This window comes from Bacillus spizizenii TU-B-10, assembly GCF_000227465.1.
GTDB classification, from domain to species: domain Bacteria; phylum Bacillota; class Bacilli; order Bacillales; family Bacillaceae; genus Bacillus; species Bacillus spizizenii.
Genome location: NC_016047.1, coordinates 1,614,630 through 1,639,177 on the forward strand (window position 1 = coordinate 1,614,630; position 24,548 = coordinate 1,639,177).

A 24,548-nucleotide genomic window follows, 5' to 3' on the forward strand; every position below is an offset into this window, starting at 1 on the left:
TGATAAAGTAAAAGAAGGGAAACAACTGACATAGCAATCGTCTAGGAGGAAACACTTTGACCGAGGAAAAAAACACGAAAACTGAAAAAACGGCGAAGAAAAAAACCAATACGTACTTGGAATGGGGAAAAGCGATTGTCATCGCGGTTCTGCTGGCTCTCCTGATCCGTCACTTTTTGTTTGAACCCTATTTAGTTGAAGGTTCATCTATGTATCCCACATTACATGATGGAGAAAGGCTGTTTGTGAATAAGACAGTCAACTATATCGGCGAGCTGAAGCGCGGAGATATCGTCATTATCAACGGTGAGACTTCGAAAATCCATTACGTAAAACGATTGATCGGAAAGCCCGGAGAAACCGTTCAAATGAAGGATGACACGCTTTATATAAACGGAAAAAAAGTAGCCGAGCCTTACTTGTCTAAAAACAAAAAGGAAGCAGAAAAACTTGGTGTCAGTCTGACAGGCGACTTTGGACCGGTTAAGGTTCCGAAAGGCAAATATTTTGTCATGGGAGATAACCGGCTGAATTCAATGGACAGCCGAAACGGGCTGGGACTGATTGCGGAAGACCGGATTGTCGGCACATCGAAGTTTGTCTTTTTCCCGTTTAACGAAATGCGTCAAACAAAATAAAAACGCCTTGCTGGCCTTTGGACAGCAGGCGTTTTTTAATTTGAAAAAGAAGCGACCAATGCAATGCATAATACAGTAATGAACACTGAACCGATAATGGCCAGTACACTGAAGAAAAGGTGAACCTGTTTGTTCTCTTTTCCGCGCTTTTCTAAAAGTCGTTTAGAGAAAATGTGCGAAAATATGTAAATTAGGGCTATTCCAATATATAGGCCGATATCTTTGGCGGTAAAGCCTGTTACGGCAAGGTAAAAACCCGTAAAAAAGATCAATAAACAGTATTCAGTAAGTGTTAAAAGCCTCAACGTGTTCCTCCATGAGAGTGTGTAATTTTCCAGCCGGATGCATTCTCTCTGTTCAATTGTAACATAGCCGGCCGGTTTGAGTGTATAAGTGTTTTCTCTCTTGTTTTATCAGGGAATCATTTCTCTTGCCCTGCATTCATGGTATACTTTTATTGATGATAGACATGATGGAGGATAATAAATGATTGCTGTAAATAATGTAAGCTTGCGGTTTGCGGATCGCAAGTTATTTGAAGATGTTAATATTAAGTTTACCCCAGGCAACTGCTATGGGTTAATTGGTGCAAATGGTGCCGGTAAATCAACGTTTCTGAAAGTGCTCTCAGGCGAAATCGAGCCTCAGACAGGCGATGTTCATATGAGTCCTGGCGAGCGTCTTGCCATCTTGAAGCAGAACCATTTTGAGTACGAAGAGTATGAAGTGCTGAAAGTGGTTATTATGGGCCACAAACGCCTGTATGAAGTCATGCAGGAGAAAGACGCCATTTACATGAAGCCTGATTTCTCAGACGAGGATGGAATTCGTGCTGCTGAGCTCGAAGGTGAATTTGCGGAGCTGAACGGATGGGAAGCGGAAAGTGAAGCTGCGATTCTTTTAAAAGGCCTTGGTATCTCAGAAGACCTTCATACGAAGAAGATGGAAGACCTTGGCGGTTCAGAGAAAGTAAAAGTGCTCTTAGCACAGGCATTATTCGGCAAGCCGGATGTTCTGCTGCTTGATGAACCGACGAACCACTTGGACCTTCAGGCGATTCAGTGGCTGGAAGAGTTTCTGATTAACTTCGAAAACACTGTTATTGTCGTATCCCATGACCGTCACTTTTTAAATAAAGTGTGTACGCACATTGCTGACCTTGATTTTAACAAGATCCAAATCTATGTCGGAAACTATGATTTCTGGTACGAATCAAGCCAGCTGGCGTTAAAGCTTTCTCAAGAAGCGAACAAGAAAAAAGAAGAGCAAATTAAACAGCTTCAAGAGTTTGTCGCTAGATTCAGCGCCAATGCGTCTAAATCTAAGCAGGCTACATCAAGAAAGAAACTTCTCGAAAAAATTACGCTGGATGATATTAAACCATCTTCCCGCCGCTATCCTTATGTTAACTTTACGCCTGAAAGGGAAATCGGAAATGATGTTCTTCGGGTGGAAGGCTTAACGAAAACAATCGATGGCGTAAAGGTGCTCGACAATGTCAGCTTTATTATGAATAGAGAAGATAAAATTGCTTTCACTGGCCGCAACGAATTGGCTGTTACTACGCTGTTTAAAATCATTTCCGGGGAAATGGAAGCTGACAGCGGAACGTTTAAATGGGGCGTTACGACATCTCAAGCGTATTTTCCAAAAGACAACAGCGAATATTTCGAAGGCAGTGATCTGAATCTTGTAGACTGGCTTCGCCAATATTCTCCTCATGACCAAAGTGAGAGCTTTTTACGCGGATTCTTAGGTCGCATGCTGTTCTCCGGAGAAGAAGTCCACAAAAAAGCAAATGTACTATCCGGGGGAGAAAAGGTTCGCTGTATGCTGTCGAAAGCGATGCTTTCTGGCGCTAATATTTTAATTTTAGATGAGCCGACCAACCATCTAGACTTAGAATCCATTACAGCGCTCAATAACGGCTTAATCAGCTTTAAAGGCGCTATGCTGTTCACTTCCCATGACCATCAGTTTGTACAGACAATTGCCAACAGAATTATAGAAATTACACCTAACGGCATCGTCGATAAGCAAATGAGCTATGATGAGTTCCTTGAAAATGCTGATGTGCAGAAAAAACTGGCTGAACTATACGCGTAATAAAAGAAGCAGAGATTCCTCTGCTTTTTTTTGATACATAGAGTTGAAAGGAGATCACAGCATGAAATGTTTAGTTGTCGGAGCAGGAGGAGTAGGCGGATATATTGGCGGTCGGCTTGCAGAGAAAGGCAATGATGTAACATTTCTCGTACGCCATAATAGAGCTGAGCAGTTAAAAGAAACCGGGCTTGTCATCCATAGTGAAAAGGGGGATGTATCATTTCAGCCCGCATTAATCAGTGCCGGAGAAACCGGGCATTTTGACATCGTTATCATTGCTTCTAAAGCATATTCACTTGGTCAGGTGATAGACGATGTCAAATCGTTTGTCGATCGCGAATCTGTCATTATCCCTTTCTTAAATGGGTACCGCCACTACGAGCAGCTGTTTACGGCATTTTCAAAAGAACAGGTGCTGGGCGGCTTGTGTTTTATAGAAAGTGCTCTAGACAATAAGGGAGAAATTCATCATACGAGTGCATCGCATCGTTTTGTATTCGGAGAGTGGAACGGTGAGCGTACGGAACGAATAACAGCGCTTGAAGAGGCATTTTCAGGCGTGAATGCAGAAGTCATTATCAGCGGGCATATCGAGAAGGACATTTGGAAAAAGTATCTGTTTATTGCGGCGCAAGCGGGGATCACAACGTTATTTCAAAGACCGCTTGGCCCGATCCTTGAGACAGAAGGCGGACGTCACACGGTCCAAACCCTTATTGCGGAAATTGGCGCTATTCTGCGAAAAGAAGGCGTTCCTGCAGATCCGGATCTTGAAGAAGAGAGCTTCCGTACGATGACAAGCATGTCTTATCATATGAAATCATCCATGCTTCGTGATATGGAAAACGGACAAACGACTGAAGGCGACCACCTGCACGGCTTTTTGCTTGAAAAAGCAAAGCGTTTATCTCTTGCAGCACCTATATTAGAAACGGTTTATGCCAATCTGCAAATGTATGAAGCAGAAAAATAAAAAGGAGGCGAAAAGCCTCCTTTTGTTTTATTTAAAAAGCCCAATTTCCGTTTCTGAAGATAGGCTCTCTTTTTCCGTCTGACGTAATTCCGTCAATATTCATATCCTTAGAACCAATCATAAAGTCCACGTGTGTAATGCTTTCATTTAAGCCTTCTTTAACAAGCTCCTCACGAGACATCTGTTTTCCGCCTTCAATGTTAAAGGCATATGCACTTCCGATCGCCAAATGATTTGACGCGTTTTCATCAAACAATGTGTTATAGAAAAGAATATTTGATTGTGATATAGGTGAATCGTATGGAACAAGCGCCACTTCACCTAAATAGTGAGAACCCTCATCTGTTTCCACCAGTTCTTTTAAAATGTCCTCACCTTTTTCGGCTTTAATATCGATTATACGGCCATTTTCAAACGTGAGGGTGAAGTTTTCAATAATATTTCCGCCATAGCTTAACGGTTTTGTGCTTGATACCACTCCGTCGACCCCGTCTTTTTGCGGAAGTGTGAATACTTCTTCTGTCGGCATATTGGCCATAAACTCATGGCCGCTTTCACTCACGCTTCCAGCACCAGCCCAAAGATGCTTCCTAGGGAGCTTAATTGTTAAATCAGTTCCTTCTGCTTGATAATGTAAAGCGGCATAATGCCTCTCGTTCAAATGGTCAACTTTTTCATGAAGATTTTGATCATGATTAATCCACGCTTGCACCGGATTGTCTTCGTTTACGCGCGTCGCTTTAAAAATTTCTTCCCACAGAAGCTGAATCGCTTCCTCCTCTGATTTGCCTGGAAAAACTTTTTGAGCCCAGCCCGCTGACGCCGCACCTACGACAGTCCAGCTGACTTTGTCCGATTGAATATATTGTCTGTATGTATGTAATGCTTTGCCTGCTGTTTTTTGGAAGGCAGCAATCCGTTTAGAATCTACACCTTTTAGTAAGTCTGGGTTTGACGACACAACAGAGATGAAAGCGGCACCTTTTTTAGCAAGCTCTTCTCTGCCTTTTGCCTCCCATTCAGGGTATTCTTCAAAAGCTTCAAACGGCGCGAGTTCATATTTTAATTTGGCGACTTCGTCATCCTGCCAATTCACCGTGACATTTTTTGCACCTTTTTCATATGCATGTTTCACAATTAAGCGGACAAAATCCCGTACATCTGTTGAAGCATTTACGACTACATACTGGCCTTTTTGGACGTTTACCCCGACCTCTACAGCCAGCTGCGCATATGTATTTAATTTCTGTGAAAATGAATCCATGAATTATTCCTCCTTAAGCTTTTTTCTCATCATATCAAATATGATCCTATAAAGGAAAGAAAGGAGGCCAAAGTGAAAAACCCAAAACAACATGTCTTGGGTCTTTCGATATTACGGATGATTCAGTTTTACAGTGCCGCCTGCAGGCGAATGAGGCATATTTGCTAAAGAAATGCTCATGCCTCCAAGAATAATTCCGCTTAAAATGGCTGCGATCGCTACTCTTCTTCCTAAATCTCTTAGCATCAGTTTCCTCCTTAACGTTTCTCCATTTCCCACAATATGAAGGGAATGAGGAAAAAAGAAGCAAGAAATTTGCTGTATGTGAGATTTTTTTCAGGAAAAGACTATTTAACCGCCTTTTGAAGCTTATCAATCACTTCTAAAGAACGGCCGGTGCCGATTGCGACACATTCAAGCGGGGTTTGCGCCACGTGTACAGGCACGACAATCTCTTCTGTGAGCCATTCTTTAATCCCGTTAAGGAGCGCGCCGCCGCCTGTTAAAATAACGCCGCGGTCAACAATATCTCCGCTTAATTCAGGCGGGCAGTCCTCAAGTGTAGCTCTGATGGCTTCGAGAATATGGAGGAGAGATTCACGCATTGCATCTTGAATTTCATTAGATTGAAGCATAATGGTTTTTGGAAGGCCTGTCACGAGGTCGCGTCCCCGAATTTCCATTGCTTCAGGAACATGCTCAATCAGGGCATGGCCAATTTCCATTTTTACCTGCTCAGCTGTGCGTTCGCCGATCAGTAAATTGTATTTTTTCCGAACGAAAGAAACGATATCCTCATCAAGCTGGTCTCCGCCTATTCTGATAGAGTGGCAGGAAACAACGCCGCCGAAGGAAATAATCGCGACTTCCGTCGTCCCACCGCCGATGTCTACCACCACATTGGCAACCGGCTCATCTACCGGCAAATCCGCTCCGATCGCTGCTGCTACTGGCTCTTCAATTAAATGGACGTTTTTCGCGCCGCAATTTTTCACCGCATCACTGATGGCGCGGCGTTCTACTGCGGTTGAGCCTGAAGGTGTGCAAACGACTACGTTCGGTTTTCTGAACGACATGCCGATGCTTTTTGCGGCTTTTTTCATAATGTGTTTTAGCAGATCGGTTGTCATATCATAGTCTGCGATTACACCATCTTTCATTGGTCTGACAGCGACAATTTTTCCCGGTGTTTTACCGATCATGTTTTTCGCGTCAGCCCCGATCGCAAGAACTGCTTTTGTCGTTGTATCCACTGCGACAACAGATGGTTCATTTAAGATAATCCCTTTATTTTTGCTGTAAACAAGTATATTAGCTGTTCCTAAGTCAATCCCGATTTCAGTTGATTGAAACATGTTTTCACCCAATCTTTATCCTGATTTTATATGATTCTACATTTAAAGTTTCTAAGAAATGAAGCGATTTTTGGGGGTGTGCGTCGGTAAAGAAATGTTTTTGTAAAAAATCGCGGAACTGTGTAACAGAAGTAATACATTTTTCGGTTTTATGGAAAAAATATCTTGTACTTCTTTATAGAAAGCGGGAAACTTTTTCTAAGTTTCGTACGTCTACGATATATTGAGGTACATCCTTAAACATTACATGAGAAAAGAAACATTTAAAGGAAGAAGGGTTTTTATGAAATCAATAGGTGTTGTAAGAAAAGTAGATGAATTAGGGCGTATTGTCATGCCGATAGAATTAAGACGGGCACTTGATATTGCTATAAAAGACAGTATTGAGTTTTTTGTTGACGGAGAAAAAATTATCTTGAAAAAGTACAAACCTCATGGCGTCTGTTTAATGACCGGAGAAATCACTTCAGAAAATAAAGAATACGGCAACGGTAAAATTACGTTAAGTCCTGAAGGTGCACAGCTGCTTCTCGAAGAAATTCAAGCCGCTTTAAAAGAATAATATCATGTTTGAAAAAGGCGGAGCGATATCATCTCCGTCTTTTTTCGTGCCAATTTCTGATTACCGCCCCTAAGATATGACATCATGAACATTAGGTAATGAATGATTTGGGATACTTTACATATTTTACTCAATTATTTGTCGAAGAATGGTACAATAAGTAGAGAAACACAAGCGGCAGGTGGTCATATGAGAAAATATCAAGCTCGTATCATTTCCATCATTTTGGCAATGATTTTTATAATGTTTTGGGATTATTTATTTTATTTTATAGGCAAAAACCCGATTAATTGGCCTGTTGATATTGTGTATACTGCAGTCACGCTGGTAAGTGTCTGGATGCTGGCTTATTATATTGATGAGAAACAGCAGCTGGTTAAGAAAATGAAGGATAATGAATGGAAGTATAAACAGCTTTCTGAAGAAAAAAACCGCATCATGGATAATTTGCAGGAAATCGTATTTCAAACGAATGCAAAAGGCGAAATTACATATTTAAACCAAGCGTGGGCATCCATAACCGGCTTTTCAATCAGTGAATGTATGGGAACGATGTATAATGATTACTTCATAAAAGAAAAGCACGTAGCCGACCACATTAACAGCCAAATTCAAAACAAAGCGTCTTCTGGCATGTTTACGGCAAAATACGTGAAAAAGAGCGGCACGATTTTTTGGGGAGAAGTTCATTATAAACTTTACTACGACCGAGATGACCAATTTACAGGCAGCCTGGGTACAATGTCAGATATTACTGAGCGGAAAGAGGCTGAAGATGAGCTCATTGAGATTAATGAACGGCTGGCGAGAGAATCTCAAAAACTGTCAATCACGAGTGAACTTGCCGCTGGCATTGCACACGAGGTCAGAAACCCTTTAACATCTGTCAGCGGTTTCCTTCAGATTATGAAAACACAATATCCGGACAGAAAAGGCTATTTTGACATCATCTTTTCAGAGATTAAAAGAATCGATTTGGTGCTCAGTGAGCTGTTGCTGCTTGCAAAACCGCAGGCGGTCACATTTAAAATGCATCAGCTCAACGAGATCCTGAAACAAGTCACGACATTGCTTGATACCAATGCTATTCTGTCCAATATCGTCATAGAAAAAAATTTCAAAGAGACAGATGGCTGTATGATTAACGGAGACGAAAATCAGCTGAAGCAGGTCTTTATCAATATCATTAAAAATGGGATTGAGGCAATGCCAAAAGGCGGTGTCGTAACCATTTCGACTGCTAAAACAGCCTCTCATGCAGTGATAAGCGTCAAAGATGAAGGGTACGGCATGCCGCAGGAAAAGCTGAAACAGATTGGCAAACCTTTTTATTCAACAAAAGAAAAGGGAACCGGACTCGGACTTGCCATTTGTTTGAGAATTTTGAAAGAACATGACGGGGAATTGAAAATCGAAAGTGAAGCTGGAAAAGGCAGCGTCTTTCAAGTTGTTTTGCCTTTAACTTCAGACAGCTGAGAGGGGAAAAATGAAGATGAACTCGCTTCTGTTTGTATACGGGACATTAAGAAAACATGAAGAAAATCATCATCTGCTTGCACAATCGGCATGTATCAGTGAGCAGGCCAGAACGAAGGGATGTCTGTTTGCTGCAAAAGAGGGGCCCGCAGCCGTTTATGAAGATGAGGGCTATATATGCGGCGAGGTATATGAAGCAGATGAATTGTGTATACATAAGCTCGATCAATTTTATCAAGGCTATGATAAACAAACGGTGCTTGTAGAAACGGATGCCGGGATCAAAAAAGCGCTTGTTTATTTTATGAACAAAGACGAGTGTGCCGGCTTTCCGATAATAAGCAGCGGCGACTGGAAAGAACATCAGATGATCAGTAAATCGCAAAATCCTGTTTATTATTTTGCCTATGGGTCCTGCATGGACAATGCCCGCTTTCAAAAGGCAGGAGTCGATCACTATTTTCAAGATCCAGTGGGAAGAGCTGTTTTAAAAGGTTATACAACCCGCTTCACCCTAAAAAGGGAAGACGGCTCAAGAGCGGATATGATAGAAGACGGAGGAACAACAGAAGGCGTTTTATATCGTATTCCTTTCTCTGCTCTCTCCTATCTGTATAAAAGGGAAGGCGTTGAATCTCTTACGTATCGGCCGGCATTTGTAGACGTTGAGGCAGGCGGAAGGCGCTACACAGACTGCTTAACTTTTCTCGTCCTCCAAAAAGAAGCGGAAACTGCCCCACCTCAGCACTATCAGATTGAAATTGAACGCGGAGCGGAGCTGTATTTGTCACCGGGGTTTGCTGAAAAGCTCAAGCAGCATATGAATTCGCTTCCAAAAGGGTAACGAAATTAACACTGTTACAAAAGAATATGATAAAATTTGATCAATATGAAGTCAGGTAAAGGAGCACCATTATGAAAAAAGAATTTGCGGTAATTGGACTAGGCCGTTTTGGTGGCAGTATTTGCAAAGCATTAAGCGAAGAAGGCGTCGAAGTTATGGCGATGGATATCGATGAAGATAAAGTCAACGAGTATGCCAAGATCGCATCCCACGCCGTTATCGGTGATTCAACAGACGAATCTGTCCTGAAAAATTTGGGTCTGCGAAATTTTGACCACGTTATTGTTGCAATCGGAGAAAATATTCAAGCGAGTATTTTAACGACTCTCATTCTGAAAGAACTTGGCGTTCATACCATTACAGTTAAGGCACAGAATGATTATCACGAAAAAGTGCTGTCTAAAATCGGTGCAGATCACATCGTCCACCCAGAACGCGATATGGCAAAACGAATTGCACATAACATCGTGTCCAACAACGTACTTGATTATTTGGAGCTGTCTGAAGAGCATAGTCTTGTTGAAATCGTAGCTAACAGCCGTCTGGCTGGAAATACGCTTCTCGATTTAGATATTCGTGCGAAATACGGTATTAACATCGTAGCCATCAAAAGGGGCAAGGAAGTCATCGTATCACCTCTTGCGACGGAAGTTATACATCAAGAAGATATTCTCATCGTCATTGGATCAGTTACAGACATTTCCCGTTTTGAAAAAAGAGTTCTTCATACAAAATAGCAGTAAAACAAGCCGTCCCCAAAGGGCGGTTTTTAATATTATCAGAATATAACAACTTTAATGAAATGAGCGTCAATTTCCTAAAATTTTATTGACTAAGCATAGGCGTTCCGATAGCATATTGTACCATATAATAAAAAAGAGGAGGGGCCTATTTGAATAAAGAAGAGCTGGTCAATAGGCTGAATGCTTCAGCCCGAAGACAAAAAGCTGATATCGTCATTAAGAACGGAAAAATCATGGACGTATATAATCAAGGGTGGATATATGAAGATATTGCGATTACAGATGGAGTCATTGTAGGCCTCGGCGAGTATGAAGGCGAAAATATCATTGATGCAGAGGGACAAATGATTGTTCCGGGTTTTATTGATGGACATGTACATATTGAGTCATCAATGGTTACACCAATAGAGTTCGCTAAAGCGGTACTACCGCATGGCGTGACGACCGTTGTTACCGATCCGCATGAGATCGCGAATGTATCTGGGGAAAAAGGGATTGCATTCATGATTGAACAGGCTCGGCAAACACCGCTGAATATCCATTTTATGCTCCCCTCCAGTGTGCCTGCCGCAAGCTTTGAGCGATCAGGCGCAGTGCTCAAAGCTGCCGATTTAAAGCCTTTTTACGAAGAGGAAGAAGTATTGGGGCTGGCTGAAGTTATGGATTATGTGTCGGTTCAGCAGGCTGAAGAAGATATGGTTCAGAAACTGCTCGATGCCCGTGTAGCAGGAAAGCGGATAGACGGTCATTTGGCGGGTTTATCTACAGACCTCATTAACATATATAGAACCGCATTGGTCTTAAACGATCATGAAGTAACGACGAAGGAAGAAGCCCTTGATCGTATTAGAAGGGGAATGTATGTGATGATGCGTGAAGGGTCAGTCGCAAAAAACACTCTCAATGTGCTGCCGGCGGTGAATGAAAAGAACGCGCGCCGTTTCTTCTTCTGTACGGATGATAAGCATGTGGATGATTTATTGTCAGAGGGTAGTGTGAATCATCAGGTGAAAATGGCGATTCAAGCCGGACTAAATCCGTTTTTAGCCTATCAATTAGGAAGCCTTAACGCAGCCGAATGCTATGGATTAGATACAAAGGGAGCGATTGCCCCAGGTTTTGACGCTGATTTGCTCTTTGTATCTGATCTGGAAAACGTCACTGTCACAATGACGATGGTAAAAGGACAGACTGTTGCTGAAGGCAGCAAAGCAATCTATCAAGATTGTGCTTCAACGGCGGCACCAGAACCAGCACTGCTTGATTCTGTTAAGCTTGCTGCTCCTCTTAACAAACAGAATTTTTATATGCCAATTGATTCACAGCAGCAGATCAATGTGATTCAAATCATTCCAAATCAGCTTGAAACACGATTGATACATGTCGAGGCACCTAATGCTCGCGATTTTGAGTCTGACATTGAGCTCGATTTGTTAAAGATTGCAGTTGTTGAGCGGCATAATGGTTTAAAAGAAATCGGGCTTGGTGTTGTGAAAGGATTTGGATTTAAGAGCGGAGCGATTGCTACAACCATCTCGCACGATTCCCATAATATGATTGCAGTCGGAACAAATGATGCCGATATCACGGCTGCAGTTAATAAGCTGCAGGAAATTGGCGGAGGATTAACGGTCATAAAAAATGGAGAAGAGCTTCATTCAGTTCCGCTGCCGATCGCGGGGTTATTATCCGACCAATCTGCAGAACAGGTAAATCAAAGCTTACTGACGCTGCATGATAAATTGTCGTTAATCGGTTTCACAGGCGGGTTTAATCCATTTTTGACGCTGTCGTTTTTAGCTTTGCCAGTCATTCCTGATATCAAAATGACGACAACGGGATTATTTGATGTAAAGTCATTTCAGCATATTGCATTGCAATAAAAAAGATGCACTCCTAAGAGAGTGCATCTTTTTTTAAACCTCCATAATGATCGGAAGGATCATCGGACGGCGTTTCGTTTTTTCATATAAGAACGGCGCAAGCGTGTCTGTAATCTCATTTTTGATTTCAGACCATTGAGTCGTTTTTCGTTCCATCACTTTTTGTAAGTGGTTTGAGATAAGCTCTTGAGCGTCATTGATCAAGTCGCCAGATTCTCTCATGTACACAAATCCTCTGGAAATCAAATCAGGTCCCGCTGAAATCTTAAAGCCATCCATGTCAATGCTGACAACCACAATGACAAGACCTTCTTCAGAAAGAATTCTGCGGTCACGAAGCACGATATTCCCAATATCACCGATACCGCTTCCGTCAATGTATACTGAACCAGACGGGATTTTGCCAGCAACTGAAGCTTCATCGCCTTTAAGCGCCAATACTTCACCATTATCCATGATAAAGCAGTTTTCTTCAGGGATGCCGCAATCTGTTGCAAGTTTGACATGCATCTTTTGCATTCTGTACTCACCGTGAATCGGCATGAAGAATTTAGGCTTGATTAAACGAAGCATCAGCTTCTGTTCTTCCTGTCCGCCGTGACCGGATGTATGGATATCATTAAGAGGTCCGTGAATAACCTCGGCCCCCGCGCGATACAGCTGGTTGATCGTCCGGCTCACGCTGATTGTGTTGCCTGGGATAGGGGACGAAGAAAATACGACTGTATCCCCAGGATTAATTGAAATCTGGCGGTGTGTGCCGTTTGCAATTCTTGATAACGCCGCCATCGGTTCCCCTTGGCTTCCTGTACATAAAATTGTTACTTTATTGGCAGGCAAACGATTGATTTCGTTATGCTCAATAAATGTATTTTTAGGACAGTTAATATATCCGAGAGTTTGTCCGATTTCGATAGCCGATTCCATACTGCGTCCAAATACGGCAACTTTTCTTCCATTTAATACAGCAGCTTCAATTACCTGCTGCAAGCGGTGGATATTCGACGCAAATGTAGCGAAGATAATTCGACCGTCTACCTTGCGGAAAATGTCATGAATGCTTTCTCCGACACGGCGTTCAGACATAGTGAACTCTGGGTTCTCACTGTTTGTGCTGTCTGAAAGGAGGCACAGAACGCCTTCTTTTCCGATTTCGGCCATTTTCGTCAAGTTTGCTGGCTCGCCGACTGGAGTAAAGTCGAATTTGAAATCTCCAGTATGTACGATGTTTCCTGGCGGCGTCTTTACAACTATACCGTAGGAATCCGGAATACTATGTGTTGTTCTGAAGAATGACACAGCCGTTTTGCGGAACTTTACGATATCATCTTCACCGATAATGTTCAGTTTCGTCTGTCTTAATAATCCATGCTCTTCAAGTTTATTCCGAAGTAAGCCGATCGCGAGTTTACCGCCGTAAACAGGAATATTCACTTGTCTGAGCAGGTACGGAATACCGCCGATGTGGTCTTCGTGCCCGTGGGTGATAAAAAGCCCTTTAATTTTATCTTCATTTTTGACTAAATACGTGTAATCAGGGATAACGTAGTCAATGCCGAGCAGTTCATCCTCGGGAAACTTGATCCCCGCATCAATCAGCACAATTTCATCCTGAAATTGAACTGCATACGTATTTTTACCGATTTCGCCCAAACCTCCGAGGGCGAAAACAGCAGTCTGATCATTTTTTACAAATTTCATACCGCTCATAACTCCAATACTTTAAAATTTTCGCTCTGTTGTTCATATTCTAAAAATGCACCATCAACAGGTGTGATAAACTCAATATTAAATTTCTTCTCTTTCAGCTTTGTTCTGACGTCACGTTCAGATACGCCTTCAACATAAAGTGAATCTGTCTTTTCCCGAACAGGTACTTCGTCAGCCTTTTCTTGATAAAATACCTTATAAATCATCCAAATCTCTCCTTAAATGCCGTATGTTAGACTCGCTTACTCTATTATATTCGAAAACGGAATATAAGGAAAGCCTTGAGCAAAATAAGGATCTCTCGAAAAGTGAAAGATCCCTTGTCAGGCAATGGCTTTCTTGCGGAGCATTCCGTTCCATTGCCTTCTGAGTTTCTTTCTTAATTTGCGCAGCATTTGTCAGTCCCTCCTTTTATAAACATTTGTCCAGAGTTCTTTTATACAAATAGTATACGGAGGTTGAGGAAGACTTTTCGTGGTTATTAATGGAATTTAATATGATTTTTGAATGAAATAGTTTGCTGAATGGCAATCTTTTTGTATGATGAGGGTGGGAATTGCAGATCAAGACGATAAAGGGGAAGTTACAATGGATTCAAAATTAATCTTTTTTGATATTGACGGTACGATATATGATCATGACAAGAATATACCGGATAGTACGAGAAAAACGGTAGCGGAGCTGCAACGCCAAGGGCATCATGTGTTTATTGCCAGCGGGCGGTCTCCTTTTTTGGTTAAGCCGATTTTGGAGGAGCTGGGCATACACTCATTTATCTCCTATAATGGGCAGTATGTTGTCTTTGAAAATCAAGTAATTTATAAAAATCCGCTGTCTGAGGAGGCAATCAGGCGATTATTAAAGCAGGCGGGAGAGGGCAAACATCCTGTCGTGTTTATGGCTGAGGACACGATGAAAGCGACTGTTGCGGATCACCCTCATGTTTTGGAGGGAATCGGCAGCCTTAAAACCGATTATCCAGAAACTGATGACCTTTTCTATGAAGGTAAAGAAATTTTTCAGCTTCTTTTATTTTGCCAGGATGAAGAAGAAAAAGCTTATGCCGCTTTTCCTGAATTTGATTTAGTGCGCTGGCATGAGTATTCGACTGATGTTCTGCCGCATGGAGGTTCGAAGGCGGAAGGGATCAAAAAAGTGATCGAGCGTCTACCGTTTGATATCAGCGATACATATGCTTTCGGCGACGGATTAAACGATCTGCAAATGATTGAGTATGTCGGGACAGGTGTAGCTATGGGAAATGCTGTTCCTGAATTGAAAGAAATCGCGGACTTTGTAACAAAGCCAGTAGACGAGGATGGAATTGCATACGCTGTGAAAGAATTAGGTCTTTTAAAATAAAGAAACGGCTGGCACTGTGCCAGCCGTTTTTCTTTTTAGCGCTCAATCGCGATTGCATTTTCAGGTTCTTTGAAAGGATTCTCCTTATCAATATGATCATAGAACATAACGCCGTTCAAATGATCAATCTCGTGCTGAAACACAATAGCCGGAAATCCTCTTAAACGAATATCAATGTTTTCGCCTTCAAGGGTTGTTCCTTTTACTCTGACGCGAGCATAGCGGGGAACATAACCGGGAATCGCTTCATCAACAGACAGGCAGCCCTCGCCGCTTGTTAAGTAGCTTTTTTCAACAGAATGGCTGACGATCTTAGGATTAAACAAAGCATAGCTGTATAACTTACCGGAAGCATCTTCCGCATGAACAGCGATCATTCGTTTTTTGATATTAATTTGAGGAGCTGCGAGTCCTACGCCTGGACGCAGCCTGTATTTTTCGGCTAATTCCGGATTTTGACTGTTCTTAACGAATTCGATCATGTCGGCCAGCTGCTGTTTTTCTGCATCAGTCGGAGGCAGCTCAACAGGTTCGGCTGTCTCTCTGAGGGCTGGATGGCCGTCACGTACGATGTTTTCCATAGTAATCAAGAAACTTCACTCCTAAAGCTTAATATGTAAATTATATCGGATTTCTTCACAAAGGTGCAACGAAACAAATGACCAGCCGAAGATGGCTGGTCAAGTTCAAGCTGTGTAATTAGCAACAGCCTCCGCCTAAATAAGCAGCTCCGACAATGATTAACAGAATGAATAAAACAACGATTAGCGCAAAGGTGCGGCCGTAGCCATAACCGCCATATCCGTAACCACCATAACTGCAGCAGCCTCCGCCGTAACCATATCCATACATATTACAAAACCTCCTCTTTTAATTACGCCAGAGCCTTTAGAAGTAGGCATAGCGTCTACTATAACCTATGTAAAAACAAAAAAGTTGTATGGTCATCTGTCCTGATTTTTCATTTTTTGATTTGATTTCAGAGCTGCCTCATACAGGTACAGCTATTGCCAAACGTCCCCATGGATTTTATAGTAGAAACTGTCAAGATTGGGGGATTTAACGTGAAAGACGCAATAAAACGGCGGCCTGGAATGAAAATCGGAGCTTTTTGTGCGATGACACTGATATTAACAGGATGCATGGGACAAGACCCGGTTGATTCACTTCATCATTCATTAGAAAAAGCCGCGGAATCTGAAAAGCCGTTTCTAGAAGAACAGAAAACGCTCGAAGAATTAGAGGCGAAGGAAAATCAGCTTTACGATGATGTTATGAAGCTCAATATGGATGATTATAAAAAAATTGTTGCTTTATCTAACGAAGCGCTAGAAAATGTCAGCAAGCGTGAAGAACATTTGAAGATTGAAAATGACAGCATCAAAAAATCGGAATCAGAATTTGAGGAAGCAAAAACGTCTGCTGAACAAATTAAGGATAAACACATAAAAGAAAAGGCTGATGCCGCAGCAAGCCATATGAAGAAAAGATATACATCATACGGCTCCATGTATGAAGAATATAAAAAAGCGCTTCAACTTAATAAAAAGCTGTATATGCAGCTGAAAGATAAAGACTTGGCACGAGATGATCTGGACAAGCAGATCGATAAAGTCAATGCTTCTTATGAAAAGGTCCTTAAATACAGCGGAGAATTTAATGAACAAACAGAAAAATATAATAATGCCCGGGAAGATCTATATGATGCCGCAGGCTATCACGTGAAAAAGAGCTGACTTTGAACAGCTCTTTTTTTTAATAAACGCGACGCCAATTTCATTCAAAATTTTCATTTCTATTGTAGTACAGTGTAGTGGTGTATACTAGTACAGTTTTGGGTACAGCTGGCATCTGTTTTTTTATTGAAAATGTAAAGCGAATACATTTATTGAAAATCAGCGATGAAAACGATTGACGGCTCTTCTTTATTTGGTGTAAACTAATCCATGTTAAGCGGTGTTGTATTAGTTTTTTACAACTTCGAAATAATACAGTTCAAAGCAGAGTGTAACTATCCTACATAAAGGTTTTGGCAAACTGGGGATCGGCTAAAATATATACGACTTACTGCTAATACTTTAGGGTACCCTAAGTTTGTATGTATAAAAGGAATGCACGTCTAATGACTGTTTAAAAGAAAGGAAGAGGTGACTTAGTATGGCTGCAAAAACGAAAAAAGCTATCGTTGATAGTAAAAAGCAATTTGATGCCATTAAGAAGCAGTTCGAAACGTTCCAAATTTTAAATGAAAAGGGAGAAGTCGTGAATGAAGCGGCGATGCCTGATTTAACAGATGATCAATTAAAAGAGCTAATGCGCCGCATGGTATTTACGCGTGTGCTTGATCAGCGCTCTATCTCATTAAACCGTCAAGGACGTCTCGGATTCTACGCTCCTACTGCGGGTCAAGAAGCTTCTCAGATTGCAACGCATTTCGCGCTTGAAAAAGAAGACTTTGTTCTTCCTGGATACCGTGATGTGCCTCAGTTAATTTGGCACGGCCTTCCATTATATCAAGCGTTTCTTTTCTCTCGCGGACATTTCAGAGGAAACCAAATGCCTGATGATGTGAATGCCCTTTCTCCACAAATCATTATCGGTGCTCAATACATTCAAACTGCCGGTGTTGCGCTAGGTCTTAAAAAACGCGGTAAGAAAGCTGTCGCAATCACTTACACTGGTGACGGCGGAGCTTCACAAGGGGACTTCTACGAAGGAATTAACTTTGCCGGCGCTTATAAAGCACCTGCAATCTTCGTAGTACAAAACAACCGCTACGCGATTTCAACTCCGGTTGAAAAACAATCTGCGGCTGAAACAATTGCACAAAAAGCTGTAGCTGCAGGTATTGTCGGCGTACAAGTAGACGGAATGGATCCGCTTGCTGTATACGCTGCAACTGCTGAAGCACGCGAGCGCGCAATCAACGGCGAAGGCCCGACACTGATTGAAACACTTACATTCCGTTACGGCCCGCACACAATGGCTGGTGACGATCCGACTAAATATCGTACAAAAGAAATCGAAAATGAGTGGGAACAAAAAGATCCGCTTGTGCGCTTCCGTGCGTTCCTTGAAAACAAAGGCTTATGGTCTGAAGAAGAAGAAGCAAAAGTAATTGAGGATGCGAAAGAAGAAATTAAACAAGCGATCAAAAAAGCTGATGCTGAGCCGAAGCAAAAAGTAACTGATTTAATGAAAATCATGTACGAAAAAATGCCTCACAACCTTGAGGAGCAATTTGAAATTTATACACAGAAGGAGTCGAAGTAAGCCATGGCGCAAATGACAATGATTCAAGCAATCACGGATGCGTTACGCACAGAACTGAAAAATGACGAAAATGTCTTAGTTTTCGGAGAAGACGTTGGTGTTAACGGCGGCGTATTCCGTGCGACAGAAGGATTGCAAAAAGAATTCGGTGAAGACCGTGTGTTTGACACGCCACTTGCTGAATCTGGTATCGGCGGTCTTGCCCTTGGTTTAGGCTTAAACGGCTTCCGTCCGGTAATGGAAATCCAATTCTTCGGATTTGTTTACGAAGTAATGGATTCAGTTTCTGGCCAAATGGCTCGTATGCGCTACCGTTCTGGCGGACGCTGGACTTCACCTGTAACAATTCGTTCTCCGTTCGGCGGCGGCGTTCATACTCCTGAGCTTCACGCTGACAGCTTAGAAGGTCTTGTTGCACAACAGCCTGGTATCAAAGTTGTTATTCCATCAACTCCTTACGATGCCAAAGGACTTTTAATTTCTGCGATCAGAGACAATGATCCTGTTGTTTTCTTAGAGCACATGAAGCTTTACCGTTCTTTCCGTCAGGAAGTTCCTGAAGAAGAATACACAATTGAGCTTGGTAAAGCTGACGTAAAACGTGAAGGTACTGACCTTTCAATCATCACTTACGGCGCAATGGTTCATGAATCATTAAAAGCTGCCGAGGAGCTTGAAAAAGACGGCATTTCTGCTGAAGTTGTCGACCTTCGCACTGTAAGCCCGCTTGACATTGATACAATCATCGCATCTGTAGAAAAAACAGGACGCGCGATTGTTGTTCAAGAGGCACAAAAACAAGCCGGAATTGCTGCAAATGTAGTAGCAGAAATTAATGACCGTGCGATCTTAAGCTTGGAAGCACCTGTACTTCGCGTGGCAGCGCCTGATACAGTATTTCCTTTCTCTCAAGCGGAGAGCGTATGGCTTCCAAACCATAAAGATGTTCTTGAAACAGCAAGAAAAGTTCTTGAATTTTAATCAAACTGCATAATCGAGAGGGAAGATGAACGTTTTCCCTCTATTATATATCTGTTTTCAATTCTTACGTTGTAAACTTTAAAATTGCTTAATCAAACTAGGAGGTCGAGAACTGTGGCATTTGAATTTAAACTTCCAGATATCGGGGAAGGTATCCACGAAGGCGAAATCGTAAAATGGTTTGTCAAGCCTAACGATGAGGTAGACGAGGATGATGTACTGGCTGAAGTCCAAAATGATAAAGCAGTAGTAGAAATTCCTTCACCTGTTAAAGGAAAAGTATTAGAATTAAAAGTTGAAGAGGGAACGGTTGCAACTGTTGGACAAACGATCATTACGTTTGATGCACCTGGTTACGAAGACCTTCAATTTAAAGGCAGCGAAGAGTCAGATGATGCGAAAACTGAAGCACAAGTTCAGTCAACAGCAGAAGCTGGACAAGACGTTGCGAAAGAAGAGCAAGCTCAAGAGCCTGCAAAAGCAACTGGCGCAGGACAGCAGGATCAAGCTGAAGTTGACCCGAACAAACGCGTGATCGCTATGCCTTCTGTACGTAAATATGCTCGTGAAAAAGGCGTAGACATCCGTAAAGTTACTGGTTCAGGGAACAACGGACGTGTTGTAAAAGAAGATATCGACAGCTTTGTAAACGGAGGAGCGCAAGAAGCTGCGCCGCAAGAAACAGCTGCACCACAAGAAACAGCTGCTAAACCGGCTGCTGCACCAGCTCCAGAGGGCGAATTCCCAGAAACACGCGAAAAAATGAGCGGTATCCGTAAAGCAATTGCGAAAGCGATGGTTAACTCTAAACACACAGCTCCTCACGTAACGTTAATGGACGAAGTGGACGTAACAAACCTTGTTGCACATCGTAAACAGTTCAAACAGGTTGCTGCTGATCAAGGAATCAAGCTGACTTACTTGCCTTACGTTGTAAAAGCTCTTACATCTGCACTGAAAAAATTCCCTGTTTTAAACACGTCAATTGACGATAAAACAGAAGAAGTAGTCCAAAAACATTACTTCAACATCGGTATCGCTGCTGACACTGAAAAAGGCTTGCTTGTACCGGTTGTGAAAAATGCAGATCGTAAATCTGTCTTTGAAATTTCTGATGAGATCAATGGCCTTGCAACAAAAGCTCGTGAAGGCAAGCTTGCTCCAGCTGAAATGAAAGGCGCATCTTGCACAATTACAAACATCGGTTCTGCCGGCGGACAATGGTTCACTCCGGTTATCAACCATCCAGAAGTTGCGATTCTTGGTATCGGACGCATTGCAGAAAAAGCGATTGTTCGTGATGGCGAAATCGTAGCAGCTCCAGTCTTAGCTCTTTCTCTCAGCTTCGACCACCGTATGATCGACGGAGCAACTGCGCAAAATGCATTAAATCACATCAAGCGTTTACTGAACGATCCACAATTAATTTTAATGGAGGCGTAATGTTATGGTAGTAGGAGATTTCCCTATTGAAACAGATACTCTTGTAATTGGTGCGGGACCTGGCGGCTATGTAGCTGCCATCCGCGCTGCACAGCTTGGACAAAAAGTAACAGTCGTTGAAAAAGCAACTCTTGGGGGCGTTTGTCTAAACGTTGGATGTATCCCTTCAAAAGCGCTGATCAATGCAGGCCACCGTTATGAGAATGCAAAGCATTCTGACGACATGGGGATCACTGCTGAGAACGTATCAGTTGATTTCACAAAAGTTCAAGAATGGAAAACTTCTGTTGTAAACAAGCTTACTGGCGGTGTTGCAGGTCTTCTTAAAGGGAACAAAGTAGATGTTGTAAAAGGTGAAGCTTACTTTGTAGACAGCAATTCAGTTCGTGTTATGGATGAGAACTCTGCTCAAACATACACGTTCAAAAATGCAATTATTGCAACTGGTTCTCGTCCTATCGAATTGCCAAACTTCAAATATACTGAGCGTGTCCTAAATTCAACAGGCGCTTTGGCTCTTAAAGAAATTCCTAAAAAGCTCGTTGTTATCGGCGGCGGCTACATCGGAACTGAGCTTGGAACTGCGTATGCTAACTTTGGCACTGAGCTTGTTATTCTTGAAGGTGGAGATGAAATTCTTCCTGGCTTCGAAAAACAAATGAGTTCTCTTGTTACACGCAGACTGAAGAAAAAAGGCAACGTTGAAATCCATACAAATGCGATGGCTAAAGGCGTTGAAGAAAGACCAGACGGCGTAACAGTTACTTTTGAAGTAAAAGGCGAAGAAAAAACTGTTGATGCTGATTACGTACTGATTACAGTAGGACGCCGTCCAAACACTGATGAGCTTGGTCTTGAGCAAGTCGGTATTGAAATGACGGACCGCGGTGTTGTGAAAACTGACAAACAGTGCCGCACAAACGTACCTAACATTTATGCAATCGGTGATATCATCGAAGGACCGCCGCTTGCTCACAAAGCATCTTACGAAGGTAAAATCGCTGCAGAAGCTATCGCTGGAGAGCCTGCAGAAATCGATTACCTTGGAATTCCTGCGGTTGTCTTCTCTGAGCCTGAACTTGCATCAGTTGGTTACACTGAAGCACAGGCGAAAGAAGAAGGTCTTGACATTGTTGCTGCTAAATTCCCATTTGCAGCAAACGGCCGTGCACTTTCTCTTAACGAAACAGACGGCTTCATGAAGCTGATCACTCGTAAAGAGGACGGTCTTGTGATCGGTGCGCAAATCGCCGGCGCAAGTGCTTCTGATATGATTTCTGAATTAAGCTTAGCGATCGAAGGCGGCATGACTGCCGAAGATATCGCGATGACAATTCACGCTCACCCAACATTGGGCGAAATCACAATGGAAGCAGCTGAAGTGGCAATCGGGAGCCCGATTCACATCGTAAAATAATGCTCATATCAAAAACAGCCTTCGCTTAAAGCGGGGCTGTTTTTTTATTTTGACAGCACATGCTGCAATGGTTTAATGATGTCTTCTTTCTCTTTCACACATCCCTCTATTTTCACCACGACATGACGCTCATCAACGACCATAAGGGTAGGGACGGTTTCAATCTCATCTTCCCAGCCTTCTTTGTTAGCATAGACCTTCATTTTATCTATTTGCTCGGGATAATCTTTTTCTAAATCAAGCAGTGCATCGTAATATGGCGCTTCCTGGTCAATTTGGTTCTCATCAGAAAAAAACAGGATTTGTGTATGATGAATGTTGTCAATCCGGCTTTTTTTCACCGGATTGATGGTGGAAAGCGTACAGCCCGATAAAGCAAATACTATTATCAGTATGGGGAATACCGCGCGATATCGCATCTATCTTCTCCTCTGTATAAACAATAGTAAACTAGCTTTAGTTTATCATGAGAGGCAGCGTAATCTGCTCCTTGTTACCTAATTGTTATATAATTGAAACCGTTTTTAAAGTGAGATTACATATCATATCCATCGTTTAAAATAGCAATCTGGGGGTATATAGAATTTATTGCTGCGTTCTTTCATAAAAGTTCAAAAAAACATGAAATCATGTTATGTGTTTTGGCATATGTATCGATTAACGCTGCTGTATGAAAAGAAAATATTATATGATGAAAAATGAAAAAATACGCTATATATAACGACATACAAATTAAATGTGTTATACAGTTTGTTGTTGACATTTTAAATGTGACATATTAATATAATAGCAACAAAAGAAATTAAGCGTTTTCAAATTTCAAAGAAATGGGGAATGAGAGATGGGTACAATTGTTTGCCAAGATTGCAACGAAGCCATTCATTACTTTGAAGATGAGAAAGTGACTACATTATACGGAACATGCTGCGGACAATGTCAATGTCCTGTTGATGAAGAGTAAAAAAAGCATGCGGCTCAAGCCGCATGCTTTTTATTTATTGAATCGCTTTTTGTTCTTTGATGACCCGGATCATGTTTAAAGTTGAGTCTTCAGGTCCTTGAACAGGGAGACCTGCGTCAAGGTTCTTGAAAATGTAGCTGATGTTGTCTTCTGTAATAATTTCACCTGGAATGAAGATTGGAATACCAGGAGGATATACCATTACAAATTCAGCGATAATCCGTCCGGATGCTTCTTTTAAGGGGATGACTTCCGTATTTGCATAGAAAGCATCACGCGGAGTCATTGCCAATAAAGGAATTTCCGGGAGAAGAACTTCAGTTTGCTGATGTGTTACATCTTTTTCTGACATATGATGTGCAATCTCTGTTAAAGCCTCTACAAGCCGGTCTGCATCATTTTGGCTGTCACCAGGGGTGAAAATACACAAAATATTGTACAGATCAGAAAGCTCAACTTCAATATTAAAGGATTCACGAAGCCATTTTTCAACGTCATGACCTGTGAGTCCAAGGTTTTTAACAGAGATAATCAATTTTGTCGGGTCATAGCTGTAAGCTGCTTTTGAAACAAGAATCTCAGAACCGACACAATAAATGCCTTCAATCTGATTGAGGCGATCTCTCGTCTGGTTGGCAAGCTTCAGTGTCTCCTCAGCAAGCTGATGGCCTTCTGTCGCAAGGCGTTTTCTGGCAACATCCAGAGAGGCGAGAAGCAAATAAGAAGTTGACGTTGTTGTCAGCATGCTGAGAATGGATTGCACTCTGTCTTTGGATACAAGGCCCTCTCTCATGTTTAAAATAGAGCTTTGCGTCAGTGATCCACCCAGCTTGTGTACACTAGTCGCTGCTATGTCTGCTCCTGCCTGCATGGCTGAAAGCGGCAATTCATCGTGAAAGTGAATGTGAACGCCGTGTGCCTCATCAACAAGCACCGGCACATCAAACGAATGAGCGAGTTCTACGATGCTTTTTAAGTCGGCTGCAACACCGAAATATGTCGGGTTGATGACGAGAAGCCCTTTTGCATCTGGATGCTCGGTAAGCGCCCGTTTGGCAGATTCAAGTGTAATGCCGTGGGAGATGCCCAACTCATTGTCAATTTCAGGATGAATAAAGATTGGGATCGCTCCGGAAAATACAATAGCTGTCATAATTGATTTGTGCACATTTCTTGGAATAATAATTTTATCCCCAGGTCCGCAAACAGCCATCACCATTGTCATAATGGCGCCGCTTGTTCCTTGAACAGAAAAAAATGTGTGGTCTGCGCCAAATGCTTCAGCCGCCAGATCCTGTGCCTGTTTAATGATGCCTTTTGGCGCGTGCAGGTCGTCTAATGGTTCAATATTGATTAAATCTATGCTTAACGCGTTTTCACCGATAAATTGTCGGAATTCTGGGTCCATTCCTGCCCCTTTTTTATGGCCGGGAATGTGGAATTGAACAGGCTGTCTGCTTGCATGCTTTTTCAGTCCTGTGTATAAGGGTGTTTCATGTTGCGACAATTGTTTTCCCACCTTTGTAATCATACCTATGCATAATAGTGTGTATTAAA

The 24,548-nt window shown here is 42.2% G+C and carries 25 protein-coding genes; 15 read left to right on the forward strand and 10 right to left on the reverse strand.

From position 1 onward, the window contains the following. Window positions 1-56 precede the first annotated feature (56 nt). Entirely contained in the window at window positions 57-638 is a 582-nt protein-coding gene (sipT, locus tag GYO_RS30135) for a signal peptidase I sipT (RefSeq protein WP_014113644.1), read from the forward strand. Window positions 639-673: 35 nt separating this feature from the next. On the opposite strand, the gene GYO_RS30140 is transcribed toward sipT, so the two are convergent. Further along, the gene (locus GYO_RS30140; RefSeq protein WP_003222329.1) at window positions 674-943 is read right to left on the reverse strand and encodes a hypothetical protein; all 270 of its coding nucleotides are present in this window, start codon (window positions 941-943) and stop codon (window positions 674-676) included. Between the two features lie 181 nt (window positions 944-1,124). On the opposite strand from GYO_RS30140, the gene GYO_RS30145 reads away from it, so the two are divergent. Beyond that, window positions 1,125-2,744: an ABC-F family ATP-binding cassette domain-containing protein gene (locus GYO_RS30145; RefSeq protein WP_014113645.1), complete on the forward strand. Its 1,620-nt coding sequence runs from the start codon at window positions 1,125-1,127 to the stop codon at window positions 2,742-2,744. Between the two features lie 61 nt (window positions 2,745-2,805). Further along, a complete protein-coding gene (locus GYO_RS30150; protein ID WP_014113646.1) occupies window positions 2,806-3,717 on the forward strand; it encodes a ketopantoate reductase family protein in 912 nt (303 codons plus the stop codon). A gap of 31 nt (window positions 3,718-3,748) precedes the next feature. Here the strand turns inward: GYO_RS30150 and GYO_RS30155 are convergent, their stop codons facing one another. The 3 genes from GYO_RS30155 to mreBH form a co-directional block, all read right to left on the reverse strand. Continuing rightward, the gene (locus GYO_RS30155) at window positions 3,749-4,981 is read right to left on the reverse strand and encodes an aminopeptidase (protein WP_014113647.1); all 1,233 of its coding nucleotides are present in this window, start codon (window positions 4,979-4,981) and stop codon (window positions 3,749-3,751) included. A 111-nt stretch (window positions 4,982-5,092) separates the two neighbouring features. After that, entirely contained in the window at window positions 5,093-5,227 is a 135-nt protein-coding gene (locus tag GYO_RS30160) for a protein YkpC (RefSeq protein ID WP_003238865.1), read from the reverse strand. A 101-nt stretch (window positions 5,228-5,328) separates the two neighbouring features. Further along, window positions 5,329-6,336 (reverse strand): cell shape-determining protein MreBH, encoded by a 1,008-nt coding sequence (gene mreBH, locus GYO_RS30165; RefSeq protein WP_014113648.1) that lies wholly within the window; start codon window positions 6,334-6,336, stop codon window positions 5,329-5,331. Between the two features lie 283 nt (window positions 6,337-6,619). On the opposite strand from mreBH, the gene abhA reads away from it, so the two are divergent. The 5 genes from abhA to ade all read left to right on the forward strand — a co-directional run bounded on the left by abhA (window position 6,620) and on the right by ade (window position 11,844). Next, a complete protein-coding gene (gene abhA, locus GYO_RS30170; protein WP_041520942.1) occupies window positions 6,620-6,898 on the forward strand; it encodes a transcriptional regulator AbhA in 279 nt (92 codons plus the stop codon). Window positions 6,899-7,087: 189 nt separating this feature from the next. After that, entirely contained in the window at window positions 7,088-8,374 is a 1,287-nt protein-coding gene (kinC, locus tag GYO_RS30175; protein ID WP_014113650.1) for a two-component sensor histidine kinase KinC, read from the forward strand. A 16-nt stretch (window positions 8,375-8,390) separates the two neighbouring features. Then, entirely contained in the window at window positions 8,391-9,218 is an 828-nt protein-coding gene (locus GYO_RS30180; RefSeq protein ID WP_014113651.1) for a gamma-glutamylcyclotransferase family protein, read from the forward strand. Window positions 9,219-9,289: 71 nt separating this feature from the next. Next, window positions 9,290-9,955: a Ktr system potassium transporter KtrC gene (gene ktrC / locus GYO_RS30185; protein ID WP_003222311.1), complete on the forward strand. Its 666-nt coding sequence runs from the start codon at window positions 9,290-9,292 to the stop codon at window positions 9,953-9,955. Window positions 9,956-10,110: 155 nt separating this feature from the next. Then, window positions 10,111-11,844, forward strand: a complete 1,734-nt coding sequence (gene ade / locus GYO_RS30190; RefSeq protein WP_014113652.1) for an adenine deaminase — start codon at window positions 10,111-10,113, stop codon at window positions 11,842-11,844. A 33-nt stretch (window positions 11,845-11,877) separates the two neighbouring features. Here the strand turns inward: ade and rnjA are convergent, their stop codons facing one another. Both rnjA and rnpZA read right to left on the reverse strand, forming a co-directional pair. Then, on the reverse strand, window positions 11,878-13,545 hold the full coding sequence (gene rnjA, locus GYO_RS30195; RefSeq protein ID WP_014113653.1) for a ribonuclease J1: 1,668 nt from the start codon (window positions 13,543-13,545) through the stop codon (window positions 11,878-11,880). 5 nt (window positions 13,546-13,550) lie between these two features. Continuing rightward, entirely contained in the window at window positions 13,551-13,760 is a 210-nt protein-coding gene (gene rnpZA, locus GYO_RS30200) for an RNA polymerase subunit omega 1 (RefSeq protein WP_014113654.1), read from the reverse strand. A 382-nt stretch (window positions 13,761-14,142) separates the two neighbouring features. Here rnpZA and GYO_RS30205 point away from each other — a divergent pair, with 382 nt between their 5' ends. After that, window positions 14,143-14,916: a Cof-type HAD-IIB family hydrolase gene (locus GYO_RS30205; protein ID WP_014113656.1), complete on the forward strand. Its 774-nt coding sequence runs from the start codon at window positions 14,143-14,145 to the stop codon at window positions 14,914-14,916. Between the two features lie 35 nt (window positions 14,917-14,951). Here GYO_RS30205 and def read toward each other — a convergent pair whose 3' ends face one another. Together def and GYO_RS30215 are read right to left on the reverse strand one after the other, a co-directional pair. Continuing rightward, complete coding sequence (gene def, locus GYO_RS30210) at window positions 14,952-15,506, reverse strand: peptide deformylase (protein WP_014113657.1); 555 nt, start codon at window positions 15,504-15,506, stop codon at window positions 14,952-14,954. 109 nt (window positions 15,507-15,615) lie between these two features. Then, the gene (locus tag GYO_RS30215) at window positions 15,616-15,768 is read right to left on the reverse strand and encodes a YjcZ family sporulation protein (protein ID WP_003222298.1); all 153 of its coding nucleotides are present in this window, start codon (window positions 15,766-15,768) and stop codon (window positions 15,616-15,618) included. 212 nt (window positions 15,769-15,980) lie between these two features. Between GYO_RS30215 and GYO_RS30220 the strand changes: the two genes are divergently transcribed. From GYO_RS30220 to lpdA, 5 genes are all read left to right on the forward strand, one after another. Further along, on the forward strand, window positions 15,981-16,652 hold the full coding sequence (locus GYO_RS30220) for a YkyA family protein (protein WP_014113659.1): 672 nt from the start codon (window positions 15,981-15,983) through the stop codon (window positions 16,650-16,652). Between the two features lie 421 nt (window positions 16,653-17,073). After that, window positions 17,074-18,189, forward strand: a complete 1,116-nt coding sequence (gene pdhA, locus GYO_RS30225; protein WP_003222294.1) for a pyruvate dehydrogenase (acetyl-transferring) E1 component subunit alpha — start codon at window positions 17,074-17,076, stop codon at window positions 18,187-18,189. Between the two features lie 3 nt (window positions 18,190-18,192). Beyond that, entirely contained in the window at window positions 18,193-19,170 is a 978-nt protein-coding gene (pdhB, locus tag GYO_RS30230) for a pyruvate dehydrogenase complex E1 component subunit beta (RefSeq protein ID WP_014113660.1), read from the forward strand. 114 nt (window positions 19,171-19,284) lie between these two features. Further along, complete coding sequence (gene pdhC / locus GYO_RS30235; RefSeq protein WP_003222290.1) at window positions 19,285-20,613, forward strand: pyruvate dehydrogenase complex dihydrolipoyllysine-residue acetyltransferase; 1,329 nt, start codon at window positions 19,285-19,287, stop codon at window positions 20,611-20,613. Window positions 20,614-20,617: 4 nt separating this feature from the next. Further along, window positions 20,618-22,030: a dihydrolipoyl dehydrogenase gene (gene lpdA, locus GYO_RS30240; RefSeq protein WP_014113661.1), complete on the forward strand. Its 1,413-nt coding sequence runs from the start codon at window positions 20,618-20,620 to the stop codon at window positions 22,028-22,030. A gap of 44 nt (window positions 22,031-22,074) precedes the next feature. Here the strand turns inward: lpdA and slp are convergent, their stop codons facing one another. Next, entirely contained in the window at window positions 22,075-22,449 is a 375-nt protein-coding gene (gene slp, locus GYO_RS30245; protein WP_014113662.1) for a peptidoglycan-associated lipoprotein Slp, read from the reverse strand. 422 nt (window positions 22,450-22,871) lie between these two features. On the opposite strand from slp, the gene GYO_RS43315 reads away from it, so the two are divergent. Then, complete coding sequence (locus tag GYO_RS43315; RefSeq protein WP_003232305.1) at window positions 22,872-22,991, forward strand: GapA-binding peptide SR1P; 120 nt, start codon at window positions 22,872-22,874, stop codon at window positions 22,989-22,991. Window positions 22,992-23,025: 34 nt separating this feature from the next. Here GYO_RS43315 and speA read toward each other — a convergent pair whose 3' ends face one another. Beyond that, complete coding sequence (gene speA / locus GYO_RS30250) at window positions 23,026-24,498, reverse strand: arginine decarboxylase (RefSeq protein WP_014113664.1); 1,473 nt, start codon at window positions 24,496-24,498, stop codon at window positions 23,026-23,028. Window positions 24,499-24,548: the final 50 nt, after the last annotated feature.